This window comes from Aeromonas sp. FDAARGOS 1409 (assembly GCF_019048705.1).
GTDB classification, from domain to species: Bacteria; Pseudomonadota; Gammaproteobacteria; order Enterobacterales; family Aeromonadaceae; genus Aeromonas; species Aeromonas sanarellii.
Genome location: NZ_CP077395.1, coordinates 3992689 through 4006097, shown reverse-complemented (window position 1 = coordinate 4006097; position 13409 = coordinate 3992689). Strand labels below are relative to the sequence as shown.

Below are 13409 nucleotides of genomic sequence, written 5' to 3'. Positions count from 1 at the left end.
TGAGCCATTACATAAGAGGCGTGCGCTATGGGTAAACATCAGGTTCATCTTGTCAACGAAGAAGTGGATTTTCCCGCCAATGAACAGCTGGTCTCCACCACGGATCTGCAGGGGGTCATCACCTACGCCAACGATCACTTCTGTCGGGTGGCGGGATACAGCCGTGCGGAGATGATAGGGCAGCACCACAACATGGTGCGCCACCCGGACATGCCCAAGGCGGCCTTCGCCGATCTCTGGGGCAAGCTCAAACAGGGCAAACCCTGGCGCGGCATGGTGAAGAACCGCTGCAAGGATGGGCGCTACTACTGGGTCGATGCCTATGTCACCCCCATTTTCGAGCAGGGACGGATCAACGGCTACCAGTCGGTGCGCAGCCGCGCCACCCCCGAGATGAAGGAAGTGGCCACCCGCACCTACGCCAGACTGAAGGCGGTGGAGCGGGGGGAGAGCAAGGCGGGCCTGAGCCTGCGCCCCGTGCGCCCCGCGCTGGCCATCGTCGGCCTCTTGCTGATGCTGGCGGGGGGCGGCTATCTGATGGGGCCGTGGGCTCCCCTGTTCATGCTGCTGCCCATGGTGTGGCTGGGCCTTCTCTATCGCCACGCCCTCATCACCACCCCCCGCTATCTGCGCCAGCTGGCCGAGGAGTATGACAGCCTGACCCGGCTCATCTACTCGGGGGACGAGCCCAGCGCCATCGCCGATTTCCACATCAAGCTGCTGCAGGCCAGGATCCGCACCGTACTCGGGCGGGTGGACGATGCCACCCTCTCCCTGCAGGATCTGGCGGTGCACCTCAAGACCGCCTCCAGCGAGGCCAGCGCCGACATCGCCGAGCAGGACATCCAGACCCAGCAGGTGGCGACCGCCATCACCGAGATGGCGGCCACCGCCCACGAGATCGCCCGCAACATCCAGGAGACGGACAACCAGATCGCCCAGGCCAAGGCCCACTGCGAGAACACAGACCAGCAGCTGGAGGATACCCAGCAGAGGGTGACGGAGCTGGCGACCCAGGCAGAACATGCCTTCACGGCCGCGGTGGCACTGGCGGAGGAGTCGGATCGCATCGGAGTCCTGATGAGCGAGATCCAGGGCATCGCGGATCAGACCAATCTGCTGGCACTCAACGCCGCCATCGAGGCGGCGCGGGCCGGGGAGCAGGGGCGCGGTTTCGCGGTGGTGGCGGACGAGGTGCGCACCCTCTCCACCCGCACCCACAAGGCGACCGAGCAGATCCAGGGCAGCATAGGGCAGATCCAGCGTACCCTGAACAACTGGAAGGGGATGATGCAGCAGAACCTGCAGCAGACCCAGTCCTGCGTCGCCCTGACCCGGCAGGGATCGGAGAGCCTGCATCAGGTGCTGGCGGAGATAGAGCGGGTGGTCGACCTGTCGACCCAGATCTCGGCGGCGGCGGAGGAGCAGCAGGCGGTGGTCGAGGACATCAGCCGAAACGTCAACGTCATCTCCCAGCACTCCCACACCAACAGCAGCAAGATGCAGGACATGGACGCCTCGAGCGACATCCTGCTCACCAAGGCGCGCCAGCTCAAGTCCCTGGGGCAGACCTTCGGCTAGTCTCCATCCCCCTGAATGCAAAGAGGCCACCCCTGGGTGGCCTCTCTCTTGCGGGCGCGGGGCTCGCGGTGTTGGATGCGGGGCATGGCCCCCTCGGCCGGGCCCCCTCCGGCCATCGCGGCATCAGCCGGACTGTTCAGCCAGCGTCATGAGGCCGCCGCTCTTGTCGCAATACATGGCCCTGTCGGCCTGGATGAGCCACTGCTCCGGGCTCCAGTCTTGCTGGTACTGGCTGACCCCTATGCTGATCCCGACCCGCATGGGTTGATCACTCACCACGAAGGGGGCCTCCATGGCCTGGCGGATCACCCCGGTGACCGCCTCCGCCTGATGGGTGTCGTAGCCGGGCAGCAGCAGGATGAACTCGTCCCCCGCGAGGCGCGCGAAGAAGTGATGATGGCCGATGGCGTCGTGGATCCGCCGGGTCAGCTGACAGAGCAGCGCATCCCCCTGGCTGTGGCCGAAGTTGTCGTTGATGCGCTTGAAGTCATCGAGATCGCAAAACAGCAGGCAGCCCGGCTTGTCGCTCTGTACCTGCGTCTTCAACTGCTCCATCAGGCTCAGGCGATTGGGCAATCCGGTGAGGGGATCGCGCCGAGCCAGCTGCAGTATCTCCTGCTCCCGCTGCTTGCGCAGCGCCACCTCCCGGTAGAGCCGCTTGTTGTTGGCGAGCAGGTAGAGGGCGAGCAGCAGTATGATGGCGCCGGCACCCAGGCTCAGCAAGAACCAGGGGCGCCAGAAGATCCACTGCTCGGACGGCACCCGGTAGAGGAAGCGGGTCAGGGACACCGGCCTGGCCACCAGCCCTATCTCGACCAGCTGCTGCATGATGTGGGCGAAGCGATCCGGATTCATATACCCGATCTCCACATAGAGCGGCTGGATCATCTCCTTGCTCATCTGCAACTCGTACTCCATGTGGGCCTGGCTGCGGTTGACACCATATTCGGTGCGCAGCAGGGCGATGGCCTCCTCGGGATGGGCGAGGGCGTAGCGCCATCCCTTGAGACTGGCGGCCCGAAAGCGCGCCACGCGATCCGGGTTGAGCTGTTCCTGCGTCTGGGTGGTGAAGAGGATGTCGCTGTAGAAGTCGATGCCGTAGTTGCGGGGATTGATGACGGAGACCGAGACGCCGCGCTCTTCCAGGTAGAAAGGCTCGTTGCTGAGGTAGGCGTTGAAGATGTCTATCTTGCCCTCGATCAGATCGTCGATGTTGACCGAGGTGGGCACCGGGATGAGCTGGCGCTCGTGCAGCCCCTGATAGTAGAGGGTGGCGAGCAGCTCGGCGTCCTGATGGCCGGGGAACATCATGATCCGTTTGCCACGCATGTCCGCAACGGTGAGAATGCCGCTGTCGCGACGGGCCAGGAAGATGGACGGGGAGTGCTGATAGACGCTGGCAAGTGCCAGCAGGGGTTCACCATTGGCGTAACTCGTCAGCACCTCGGTGTTGCCGACCCCGAAATCGGCGCGGCCACTCAGCACCTCCTGGACCGGGCTTATCCCCTTGCCGCCCGGACGGATCTCGACATCCAGCCCGGCGTCGGCATAGTACCCCTTGGCCTTGGCCATGTGATAGCCCACGAACTGGGGTTGGTGCAGCCAGCGCAACTGCAAGACCACCCGGTCCGGCAGCTCATGGGTGCGCTCACTGGCCAGGAGGGGGGAGGCGTAATTGATGCCAATCAACAACAGCCAAAACAGGCATTTTTTCATTCGTGCGATTCTTGTGCTGAGGGTCCATGGGGGATGGCCTGCAGGCCTGCATTCTAGTTGTTAACAAAATACATTCTAAAGGGTTATAGATGTACCGGATACAGTTGCAACACAAAGATTTCATGGTGATCAACAAGAGTCCAGGCCTTGGCATGCATGACGACGGCGGTGAGCCTGGCCTGGTCAGCCGGGTCAAGCAGGACACGGGGCTCACCCTCTATCCGGTCCACCGTCTGGACAAGATGACCTCGGGACTGGTGCTGCTGGCCCGCACGCCCGAGGCCAACCGTACGCTCAGCATGGCCTTTGCGGCGAGGGAGGTGAGCAAGCAGTATCTGGCCCTCTCCGATCGCAAGCCGAAGAAGAAGCAGGGCTGGGTGAAGGGGGACATGGAGAAGGGGCGCGGTGGCAGCTGGATGCTGGCCCGCACCCTGAACAACCCCGCCATCAGCTGGTTCGATTCGGTGTCGGTGCGCGAGGGGCTGCGCCTCTATCGCATCAAGCCCCAGACTGGGAAGACCCACCAGATCCGGGTAGTCATGAAGAGCATCGGCGCCCCCATTCTCGGCGACGAGCGTTACGGCGGCACGGCGGCAGATCGCGGCTATCTGCACGCCTGGCGTCTCGCCTTCACCCTGGCGGGGGAGCCCTTCGATCTTGTCTGCCCGCCCGACGAGGGGGCGCAGTTTCTGCTACCCGAGCTGCACGCCGCCATCGCGGGACTTGGCGAGTGAGTGCCGCCGCCGCGAAGGTGCCTGCCAGCGGCTGGATCCTGGCGGACTTTGACGACACCCTGGCGCCTGGTGACAGCCATGCCGGCCTGCTGCGCCATATCCTGCGCCGCCGTCTCTGGCCGCTGCTGCTGTGGCCGGTGATGGCCCTGGGGGGCGCTCTCTATATGCTGCCTCGCCTGCGCCGGCAGGGGCTCTCGCTTATCTGGTGGGCCATCACCCTGGGGCTCTCGCCCCTGGCGTGGCGCCGACTGGTGCGGGAGTACTGCCTGACCCGGCCCGGCCTCTATCGGGAGGCGCGCGCCCTCTTGATGGGAGAGGGGCACCGCTGCTGGGTCATCTCCGCGAGCCCCCGCGCCCTGGTACGAGCCCAGCTCCATCGTCAACTGCCAAGGCTCCCCCATCGCATTCTGGGCTCACGTATGCACTATCGCCTCGGTGGTCTGGTGCCGCGTTGTTATTGCCACGGCAGGCACAAGTTGCAGCCCGAGCTCCTCACCCTGGACGCCGTGCTCACCCTGAGCGACAGCCTGCACGATCTGCCGCTGCTGGCGTTGGGGGAAGAGGCCTGGCTCATCAATCCGACGCGCCGCCGTCTGCAACTGGCGCGGGCCCGCTTGCCCCACCTCAGGGTGAAAACCTGGCACCTGTAAGGCAAAGCTGACAGCCTTGTGGGGCGCCAAGGAGCGCAGCGCAAGGCTGGAACATGGCTGTCACTCTTCATTTACATTTTTTGCCGCAGATCCCCGCCAAACTATCTGAATACCGCCTCTTCTCATCTTCGGCGCCCGCCTCTCTAATGAAACAAGTTGTTAACAAGGCCGTCTGGCTGCTGTCGAGCCATCCGGCGTGACCCATTTCGTTATCCGTTCATCGCAAGGAGCGCATCATGACGACCCCCTCTTCCCGTACTCACACCATCAACCCGCTTGGCACCGACGGGTTCGAGTTCGTCGAGTACACGGCGCCCGATGCCAAGGGCATTGATGCCCTCAAGGCGCTGTTCGTCTCCCTGGGCTTTGCCGAAGTGGCCAGGCACAGGCACAAGCAGTGCTGGCTCTATCGCCAGGGGGACATCAACTTCGTGGTCAATGCCGAGCCCCACTCCCAGGCGGAGGAGTTCGCCCGTGCCCACGGCCCGAGCGTCTGCGGCATGGCGTTTCGGGTGGCGGACGCGGGCCTCGCCCAGCAGTATGCCATCGCCCAGGGGGCCAAGCCGTTTGTGGGCAAGATAGGCCCCATGGAGCTCAACATCCCCGCCATCTACGGCATCGGCGAGAGCACCCTCTCCTTTGTGGACAGGTACGGCGAGCGGGGCTCCATCTATGATGTGGACTTCGTCTTCTACCCCGACTGGCAGGCGCGCATGGCCGAGGTGGATGCGGGGCTCTATGAGATCGATCACCTGACCCACAACGTCCACCGCGGCAACATGAACCTCTGGTCGAATTTCTACGAGCGGATCGGCAACTTCCGCGAAATCCGCTATTTCGACATCGAGGGCAAGCTGACCGGGCTGCATTCCCGCGCCATGACGGCGCCCTGCGGCAAGATCCGCATTCCCATCAACGAGTCGGCGGACGACAAGTCCCAGATCGAGGAGTACCTGCGCCAGTACAAGGGGGAGGGGATCCAGCACATCGCGCTCGCCTCCGGCGACATCTATCAGACCATCCGCACGCTCAGAGGGCGGGGGACCGGCTTTATGCCGACCCCGGACACCTACTACGAGAAGGTGGACAGCCGGGTGGCGGGGCACCAGGAGGATCTGGCGGCACTGAAAGAGTTGCGCATCCTCATCGACGGCTCGCCGACGAAGGACGGCATCCTGCTGCAGATCTTCACCGACACCGTGATCGGCCCCGTCTTCTTCGAGATCATCCAGCGCAAGGGCAACGAAGGCTTTGGCGAGGGCAACTTCCAGGCATTGTTCGAATCCATCGAGCTGGACCAGATCCGCCGTGGCGTGCTGGATGGTGCCGAGCAGGGTCAGAGAAAGGGAGAACCTAACGATGCGTAACTGGATAAGCTTCCCCCACCGGGAGGGGACCCATTCCCGCCAGGCCCATGCCGATCTGCCGGAGCAGGCCATCTACGAGCGCGAGCTGGGGCGTTCCGGCTTCTTCGGCCCCGCCACCCACATGCACCACAAGCACGCCCCCACCGACTGGAGCAACTGGGAGGGGCCGCTGCGGCCGCGGGCCTTCGATCTCAACGAGTTGCAGGAGGAGGTGAGTTCCCTCTCTCCCTGGGTGATGCCGGACATCCTCAGCAATCCCCACTGCCGCTACCGGATCTGGCGCCTGCATGAGCCCATGCCGTTCCTGGTGCGCAACGCCGACGGGGATGAGCTGCTGTTCATCCACGAGGGGGGCGGCGAGTTCTACTGCGACTACGGCCATCTCACGTTGAAAGATGGGGACTATGTGGTGATCCCCCGTGGCACCATGTGGCGCATCGAGCCGACGGCGCCCCTGTTCATCCTGATGATCGAGGCGACGGACGACAGCTACCAGCTGCCGGACAAGGGGCTGGTGGGCAACCACGCCATCTTCGATCCGGCGGCACTGGACGTGCCCGCCATCAACGAGCGTTTTCTGGCCCAGCAGGACGAGAACCCCTGGTCGCTGCAGATCAAGCGCCACAACCAGGTCTCGGTCGTCACCTGGCCCTTCAACCCCCTGGATGCCCAGGGCTGGCACGGGGACTTGTGCGTGGTGCGCCTCAACTGGCGGGACATCCGTCCCCTGATGAGCCACCGCTACCATCTGCCCCCCTCGGCCCACTCCACCTTCGTGACGAGCCGCTTTGTCATCTGCACCTTCGTGCCGCGCCCCATAGAGAGCGATCCCGGCGCCTTGCGGGTGCCCTTCTATCACAGCAACGACGATTTCGACGAGGTGCTCTTCTACCACGCCGGGGACTTCTTCAGCCGGGACAACATCGAGCGGGGCATGGTCACCTTCCATCCCGCCGGCTTCACCCACGGCCCCCATCCCAAGGCGTTTGCGGCAGGGCTGGCCCATGCCAAGACCTTCACCGACGAGGTGGCGGTGATGCTCGATACCCGGGACGCCCTGGCCGTCGGCCAGCTCGGCGAGAAGGTCGAGAACCTCCAGTATGTCTCCAGCTGGCAGCGGCCAGAGACCAGCGGCAAATAAGGAATTCCACATGAAATTGGCAACCCTGAACAACGGCAGCCGCGACGGCGCCCTGATGGTGGTGAGCCGGGATCTTTCCCGCGCCGTGCGCGTGCCGGCCATCGCCCCCACCCTGCAAGGGGCTCTGGACGCCTGGGACGAGGTGGCGCCACGACTGGCAAGCGTCTATCAGGAGCTCAACGACGGCACCTGCCCGGATGCCTTCCCCTTCAATGAGGGAGCCTGCCTCTCCCCGCTGCCTCGCGCCTACCAGTGGCTGGATGGCAGCGCCTACGTCAACCACGTGGAGCTGGTGCGCAAGGCCCGCGGCGCCGAGATGCCGGACAGCTTCTGGCACGATCCCCTGATGTACCAGGGAGGCTCGGATACATTCCTGGCTCCGCGCGGTCCCATCGTCATGGGTTCCGAGGCGTGGGGCATCGATTTCGAATCGGAAGTGGCCGTCATCACGGACGACGTGCCCATGGGGACGAGCCCGCAAGAGGCGGCCGGCCACATCAAGCTCTTGATGCTGGTCAACGACGTGAGCCTGCGCAACCTCATCCCGGGGGAGTTGGCCAAGGGGTTCGGCTTCTTCCAGTCCAAGCCCTCCAGCAGCTTCTCGCCGGTGGCCATCACACCGGATGAGCTCGGCGGCGACTGGCGCGATGGCAAGGTGCACCTGCCCCTGGTGACACACCTCAACGGCGCCCTGTTCGGGCAGCCCAACGCCGGGGTGGACATGACCTTCAACTTCTATGAGCTCATCGCCCACGCCACCAAGACCCGGCCCCTCGGAGCGGGCAGCATCATCGGCTCGGGTACCGTCTCCAATTACGACAGAAGCCTTGGATCCTCCTGCCTTGCCGAGCTGCGGATGCTGGAAATTATCGAGTCGGGTCAAGCCACTACACCCTTCCTGCGCTTTGGTGATACAGTGTCCATCGCGATGCAGGATCGCAATGGACTGAATCTGTTTGGCACCATTTTGCAGCGGGTCATGCCGGCGGACGCCAGCCAGACGCAGTGAGAGGATCGGCGGGGACAGGGGCTGGCGAGCGGCAGGTGTCCTTGCACCTGCCAACACAGGGACAGACTATGTTGCAGTTGTTTGGATATTGGCGGTCATCGGCAAGTTATCGGGTGCGGATCGTGATGCAGCTCAAGGGGCTCGATTATGAGCAGCATCCGATCAATCTGCGGCAGGGAGAGCAGCGGGAGAAGGCCTATCGCCGGATCAACCCCCAGGGGTTGGTGCCGTTTCTGGTGGACGGCGAGGTGCAGGTGGGTCAGTCGGTGGCCATCATGGAGTACCTCGACGAGACCTACCCCGCCCACCCCCTGATGCCGTCCGCCCCCGAGGAGCGGGCCCGGGTGCGCCAGATAGTCAACATGATCGCCTGCGACATCCACCCCCTCAACAACCTGCGGGTGCTCAACTATCTGGAGGAGGTCTTCAGGGTGGGCAAGGAGCAGGAGGCCAGCTGGTATCGCCACTGGATCGACGAGACCTTCACCGCGCTGGAGCAGCTCTTGATGACCACGGCCGGGGTCTACAGCGTCGGCAACGAGGTGACCCTGGCGGATTGCATGCTGGTGCCCCAGGTCTACAACGCCCGCCGCTTCAACATGACCCTGGACGACTACCCCACCATCAACCGTATCGTCGCCAACTGCGAGCAGCTGCAGGCCTTTATCAAGGCCGCCCCCGCCAATCAGCCGGATGCGCAAGGGTAAGCACTATCTTTCAGATAAATCAACTTTAGAAGGATTGAATGATGGGAATTAAACTTGGGCCAAAAAGAAAAAATGAAGATGGGACGCCAGATAAGCGGCAACGGGTAACGCCTGAAAAGCAAAAAGAACATCCGGAGCTGAAACCGCACAAGCACAAACCAGGTCATTGACAAAAAAGCAGCTTTAATAAGCTGCTTTTTGTTGCATCTAATCATATTATCCCAATAGGCTTCACCGTTTTGCACGAAGATATAGAACCTTTAACGTCGAACCTGGGGCCAATCTTTCTTCAGTCAAGAAGAGTTCTGTTTTTGCTTTTACAAGATCTGATAGCTTCTTGTAGCCATATAGCCTAGAGTCAAAATCAGGCTGTAGTTTAGTTAGGTAGCTACCAAAAGTTCCTAATTGTGCCCACCCAGCATCATCACTTGATTGCTCTAATGCGGCCAATAGGAAGTTTGCAGGGAATGGTTGTTTAGAATCTGTGGTACTAGAGGGGGCGGGTGCGTGAGGCTGCTTCTGCCCATTTTCATTCTTTTTATCCGGCGGGTTTGTCTCAGCTGTGGCTCCCGGGCGAAGGAATTCGGTAAAGATAAATTTATGACAGGCATTGCGGAAAGCATCTGGTGTCTTTTGCTCACCAAAGCCAAGGACAGTAAGCCCCTCTTCACGTAATCGCATTGCGAGGCCGGTAAAATCGGAGTCACTTGTAATCAGACAAAAGCCATCGAACTTTCGTGTATAGAGCAAATCCATTGCGTCAATAATCAGAGTGCTGTCTGTGGCATTTTTACCTGTGGTATATGCAAATTGTTGAATAGGTTTAATGGCATATTGCTGAAGCACCTTTTTCCACGATGCACTTGTTGGAGCAGTGAAGTCACCGTATATACGCTTCACAGTGGCCTCTCCAAACCGTGCAATTTCTGCCAACAATCCCTCAATAACTGCTGCTTGGGCATTGTCTGCGTCAATGAGTACAGCCAAACGAAGGGTAGGTTCTTCAGCTTCAATTTTCGCAACCAGTCGTGGTGATACCAAGGTAGCTCCTATTATCTGATGATGTCAGCCTATGTATTTAGATGTCATAAACACGCTAGTCATCTTACTTAGCCTAGGTAAAATCATCCATCACATAAACAGGGAAAATATCAGAGATAGTTTGTTTTTGTTGAGCTATTACCAAAGCAAAAGCCCCTCGCAGGAGGGGCTTGGTATTTAACAAAGGAATCTGCCGGCAGATCAGTAACCCTGCTGGTGGACGTCCATCACGGCGCGGCCTGACGGGTCGGCCATCTCCTTGAACTTGGCATCCCACTCCAGGGCGGTCGGGGTGGAGCAGGCGACGGACTTGCCGTAGGGCACGGTGCGGGCGGCGGACTCCAGCGGGAAGTGCTCGTCGAAGATGGCGCGGTAGTAGTAGGCCTCCTTGGTGAGCGGGGTGTTGATGGGGAAGCGGAACGCCGCCGCCTCGAACATCTGATCCGTCACCTCCTGCTCGACCATGGCCTTGAGGCTGTCTATCCAGGAGTAGCCCACGCCGTCGGAGAACTGCTCCTTCTGGCGCCACGCCACCTCGTGGGGCAGCAGATCCTCGAAGGCTTCCCGCAGGATGTGCTTCTCGATCTTGCCCTTGCCGCACATCTTGTCGGCGGGGTTGAGGCGCATCGCCACGTCCATGAACTCCTTGTCGAGGAAGGGCACGCGGCCCTCCACGCCCCAGGCGGCCATGGACTTGTTGGCCCGCAGGCAGTCGTAGAGGTGCAGGGCGGACAGCTTGCGCACCGTCTCCTCGTGGAACTCCCGGGCGTTGGGCGCCTTGTGGAAGTAGAGGTAGCCGCCAAACAGCTCGTCGGAGCCTTCGCCGGAGAGCACCATCTTGATGCCCATCGCCTTGATGTAGCGGGCCATCAGGTACATGGGCGTGGAGGCGCGGATGGTGGTGACGTCATAGGTCTCGAGGTGATAGATGACGTCCCGCAGGGCATCCAGCCCCTCCTGCACGGTGAAGTGGATCTGGTGGTGGATGGTGCCCAGATGGTCTGCCACCTTGCGGGCGGCGGCCAAGTCCGGCGAGCCTTCCAGGCCGACGGCGAAGGAGTGCAGCTGCGGCCACCAGGCTTCGCTCTTGTCGTCATCCTCGACTCGGCGAGCGGCATAGAGCTTGGTGATGGCGGAGATGACGGACGAATCCAGCCCGCCGGAGAGCAGCACGCCGTAGGGGACGTCACACATCAGCTGGCGCTTGACCGCCGCTTCCAGAGCGGCTTTCAGCTCGGCCTTGTCGCTGACGTTGTGCTCGACTGCGGCGTACTCCATCCAGTCGCGCTTGTACCAAGTTTTAAGTTCGCCATCCTTGCTCCAGAGGTAGTGTCCCGGCGGGAAGGTCTCGACGCTCTTGCACACCGGCACCAGGGCCTTCATCTCGGAGGCGACGTAGAAGTTGCCGTGCTCGTCGCGGCCGGTGTAGAGGGGGATGATCCCCATGTGGTCGCGACCGATAAGATACGCATCCTGCTCGGCGTCATAGAGGATGAAGGCGAAGATGCCGTTGAGATCGTCCAGGAAGGCGGGGCCCTTCTCTTTGTAGAGGGCCAGCAGCACCTCGCAGTCGGAGTGGGTCTGGAACTGGAAATCGACCTTGAGGTTTCTCTCCAGCTCCTTGTGGTTGTAGATCTCGCCGTTGACGGCCAATACGTGGGTGCGCTCGGGGTTGTAGAGCGGCTGGGCGCCATTGCCCGGATCGACGATGGCCAGGCGCTCGTGCACCAGGATGGCCTTGTCGGAGCTGTAGACGCCGGACCAGTCAGGCCCGCGGTGACGCAGTCGCTTGGACATCTCCAGGGCCGATTTGCGCAGAGTGGCGGAGTCGGTCTTGATGTCCAGAATGCCGAAAATAGAACACATTGGCGGTAATCCTCTTGATTTTTATATGAGCCCCCCACGTTTGGGCTCGAAATTCCATTTACATTCCTCGCCAATCACAATGCCTAGCGGAAAACCCTTTTGCAAGCGGGAAAACCGCAGAAAATCATGCCGTAAGCGTCAAGCCGTGCCAGGGGATGGTCACCGCCCGGTCGCCCGGAAAAGGGAACGAGGTTGACGTGCGCGTCAGGTCGCGGCGGGTTCGAAGATCACATAGAGCTTGCGACAGGCCACCAGGGTCTCCCACTCGCCGACGAAGCCCGCCGGGATGACGAATTGATCGCCCGGCTTGAGGTGCAGCTGGCCCCCCTGACCGTCGTGGATCCGCGCCTCCCCCTCCAGCAACTGGCAATACTCGTGCTCGGTGTAGTGCACGGCCCAGCGGCCCGGCTCGCAGGCCCAGAAGCCCACGTGAAACTGCTGGCTCGGGTCCGAGTAGTGATTCCACAGGGTCTGGCTCGGGTTGCCGGCACGGATCCGCTCGGGGGCGGGCATCAGCGGGGTGGGGGAGACGGGGTGCTGGTCCAGCAGGATCCAGTCGTTCAGGCTCTTCATGGTGCGTCCTTGGGGTGGCGAGGGGAGCATCCTGCTCCCGTTTAGTTTGTTTAACAATGTTGCGGTTACGTTAAACGAAACGGGCCCCCTTTGCCAAGGGGGCCCGTGTTGTGCGCTTGCCGCCCGGGGGCGGGGCAGGGGATCAGACGATGTCGATGTCGACCACGGAGTCGAAGATGTGGTTCGGCCGAAACGGCATGCGGTCGATGTCCGCCACCTTGCTCACCCCGGAGAGCACCAGCACCGTCTCGAGACCGGCCTGGAAGCCCGCCAGTATGTCGGTGCGCAGGTTGTCGCCGATGATGATGGTGTCGTCGGAGTGGGCCTCCATCCGGTTCAGTGCCGCGCGGATGATCCAGGCGCTCGGCTTGCCCACGTAGAAGGGCTTCTTGCCGGTCATCCGCTCGATGGGGGCGCACAGGGCGCCGCAGGCCGGGTGCATCAATGGGCCGTGGGTGTCCGGGTTGGTGGCGATGAAGCGGGCCCCCTGATCCACGAACTTGGCCCCCAGCTGCATCATGGACCAGTTGTAGTTGCGGGTCTCCCCCACCACCACGAAGTCGGGGTCGATGTCGGTGATGGTGAAGCCCGCCTTGTAGAGCTCGTGGGTCAGGGCCCCTTCGCCGATCACATAGGCCTTCTTGCCGTCCTGACGCTTGAGGAAGTCGGCGGTGCCCATGGCGGAGGTATAGAAGCACTCCTCCGGCACCTCGATGCCGGCGGAGCGGAAGCGGTTTTGCAGATCTTTCTGGGTCTGGGCCGGGTAGTTGGTGAGAAACAGCAGCTTGCTGCCCTGCTCCAGCAGGCGATGGACGAAGCGATCGGCGCCGGGCACCAGATCGTTGTTGTGCAGGATGACGCCGTCGATGTCGCAGATGACGCTTTTTTTCATGGGGACTCCTTGTGTAGGCGCAAGAGGCGGCGGAACGTTGCGCCAACCCTCAAGATCTTCAAATAGTTATGTTGTTTTTTGTGACGCCATTATAAGGCGCTTTGATGACAAGTCTCCCCCGGCGCGCCAGAT

13 protein-coding genes are annotated in these 13409 nt (G+C 61.9%); 8 read left to right on the top strand and 5 right to left on the bottom strand.

Features of this window, described 5'->3' with window-relative positions; all coding sequences use genetic code 11:
- The first annotated feature begins 27 nt into the window (after positions 1 to 27).
- On the top strand, positions 28 to 1581 hold the full coding sequence (locus tag I6L39_RS18675) for a PAS domain-containing methyl-accepting chemotaxis protein (RefSeq protein WP_216990482.1): 1554 nt from the start codon (positions 28 to 30) through the stop codon (positions 1579 to 1581).
- Between the two features lie 123 nt (positions 1582 to 1704).
- On the opposite strand, the gene I6L39_RS18670 is transcribed toward I6L39_RS18675, so the two are convergent.
- On the bottom strand, positions 1705 to 3297 hold the full coding sequence (locus I6L39_RS18670) for a GGDEF domain-containing protein (RefSeq protein WP_042078509.1): 1593 nt from the start codon (positions 3295 to 3297) through the stop codon (positions 1705 to 1707).
- 89 nt (positions 3298 to 3386) lie between these two features.
- On the opposite strand from I6L39_RS18670, the gene I6L39_RS18665 reads away from it, so the two are divergent.
- The 7 genes from I6L39_RS18665 (at position 3387) to I6L39_RS20360 (ending at position 9075) form a co-directional block, all read left to right on the top strand.
- Positions 3387 to 4031, top strand: coding sequence for a TIGR01621 family pseudouridine synthase (locus tag I6L39_RS18665; protein WP_216990481.1), 645 nt, complete (start codon positions 3387 to 3389; stop codon positions 4029 to 4031).
- Entirely contained in the window at positions 4028 to 4681 is a 654-nt protein-coding gene (locus I6L39_RS18660; RefSeq protein ID WP_216990480.1) for a haloacid dehalogenase-like hydrolase, read from the top strand. Before I6L39_RS18665 ends, I6L39_RS18660 begins: the two co-directional genes overlap by 4 nt.
- 236 nt (positions 4682 to 4917) lie before the next feature.
- Positions 4918 to 6048 (top strand): 4-hydroxyphenylpyruvate dioxygenase, encoded by a 1131-nt coding sequence (gene hppD, locus I6L39_RS18655; protein WP_216990479.1) that lies wholly within the window; start codon positions 4918 to 4920, stop codon positions 6046 to 6048.
- Entirely contained in the window at positions 6041 to 7189 is a 1149-nt protein-coding gene (locus I6L39_RS18650) for a homogentisate 1,2-dioxygenase (protein WP_216990478.1), read from the top strand. Before hppD ends, I6L39_RS18650 begins: the two co-directional genes overlap by 8 nt.
- A 10-nt stretch (positions 7190 to 7199) precedes the next feature.
- Entirely contained in the window at positions 7200 to 8198 is a 999-nt protein-coding gene (locus I6L39_RS18645) for a fumarylacetoacetate hydrolase family protein (RefSeq protein ID WP_216990477.1), read from the top strand.
- Between the two features lie 68 nt (positions 8199 to 8266).
- Positions 8267 to 8905 carry a maleylacetoacetate isomerase gene (gene maiA, locus I6L39_RS18640; RefSeq protein WP_216990476.1) on the top strand — a complete coding sequence of 213 codons (639 nt, stop codon included), beginning with the start codon at positions 8267 to 8269 and terminating at the stop codon, positions 8903 to 8905.
- A gap of 41 nt (positions 8906 to 8946) precedes the next feature.
- On the top strand, positions 8947 to 9075 hold the full coding sequence (locus I6L39_RS20360; protein WP_302055601.1) for a hypothetical protein: 129 nt from the start codon (positions 8947 to 8949) through the stop codon (positions 9073 to 9075).
- 61 nt (positions 9076 to 9136) lie between these two features.
- Here I6L39_RS20360 and I6L39_RS18635 read toward each other — a convergent pair whose 3' ends face one another.
- From I6L39_RS18635 to I6L39_RS18620, 4 genes are all read right to left on the bottom strand, one after another.
- Positions 9137 to 9946, bottom strand: a complete 810-nt coding sequence (locus I6L39_RS18635) for an NYN domain-containing protein (protein ID WP_216990475.1) — start codon at positions 9944 to 9946, stop codon at positions 9137 to 9139.
- Between the two features lie 201 nt (positions 9947 to 10147).
- Positions 10148 to 11812 carry an asparagine synthase B gene (asnB, locus tag I6L39_RS18630; RefSeq protein WP_216990474.1) on the bottom strand — a complete coding sequence of 555 codons (1665 nt, stop codon included), beginning with the start codon at positions 11810 to 11812 and terminating at the stop codon, positions 10148 to 10150.
- Positions 11813 to 12016: 204 nt separating this feature from the next.
- Positions 12017 to 12385, bottom strand: a complete 369-nt coding sequence (locus I6L39_RS18625) for a cupin domain-containing protein (protein ID WP_111911474.1) — start codon at positions 12383 to 12385, stop codon at positions 12017 to 12019.
- Positions 12386 to 12527: 142 nt separating this feature from the next.
- Positions 12528 to 13277, bottom strand: coding sequence for an HAD-IIA family hydrolase (locus I6L39_RS18620; protein WP_052816355.1), 750 nt, complete (start codon positions 13275 to 13277; stop codon positions 12528 to 12530).
- Positions 13278 to 13409 lie beyond the last annotated feature (132 nt).

What these genes read in the sequence shown, in the direction of transcription:
- I6L39_RS18675 (WP_216990482.1), top strand. Translation starts at nt 28, where the DNA reads ATGGGTAAACATCAGGTTCATCTTGTCAACGAAGAAGTGGATTTTCCC.
- I6L39_RS18670 (WP_042078509.1), bottom strand. Translation starts at nt 3,297, where the DNA reads ATGAAAAAATGCCTGTTTTGGCTGTTGTTGATTGGCATCAATTACGCC.
- I6L39_RS18665 (WP_216990481.1), top strand. Translation starts at nt 3,387, where the DNA reads ATGTACCGGATACAGTTGCAACACAAAGATTTCATGGTGATCAACAAG.
- hppD (WP_216990479.1), top strand. Translation starts at nt 4,918, where the DNA reads ATGACGACCCCCTCTTCCCGTACTCACACCATCAACCCGCTTGGCACC.
- I6L39_RS18650 (WP_216990478.1), top strand. Translation starts at nt 6,041, where the DNA reads ATGCGTAACTGGATAAGCTTCCCCCACCGGGAGGGGACCCATTCCCGC.
- I6L39_RS18645 (WP_216990477.1), top strand. Translation starts at nt 7,200, where the DNA reads ATGAAATTGGCAACCCTGAACAACGGCAGCCGCGACGGCGCCCTGATG.
- maiA (WP_216990476.1), top strand. Translation starts at nt 8,267, where the DNA reads ATGTTGCAGTTGTTTGGATATTGGCGGTCATCGGCAAGTTATCGGGTG.
- I6L39_RS20360 (WP_302055601.1), top strand. Translation starts at nt 8,947, where the DNA reads ATGGGAATTAAACTTGGGCCAAAAAGAAAAAATGAAGATGGGACGCCA.
- asnB (WP_216990474.1), bottom strand. Translation starts at nt 11,812, where the DNA reads ATGTGTTCTATTTTCGGCATTCTGGACATCAAGACCGACTCCGCCACT.
- I6L39_RS18625 (WP_111911474.1), bottom strand. Translation starts at nt 12,385, where the DNA reads ATGAAGAGCCTGAACGACTGGATCCTGCTGGACCAGCACCCCGTCTCC.
- I6L39_RS18620 (WP_052816355.1), bottom strand. Translation starts at nt 13,277, where the DNA reads ATGAAAAAAAGCGTCATCTGCGACATCGACGGCGTCATCCTGCACAAC.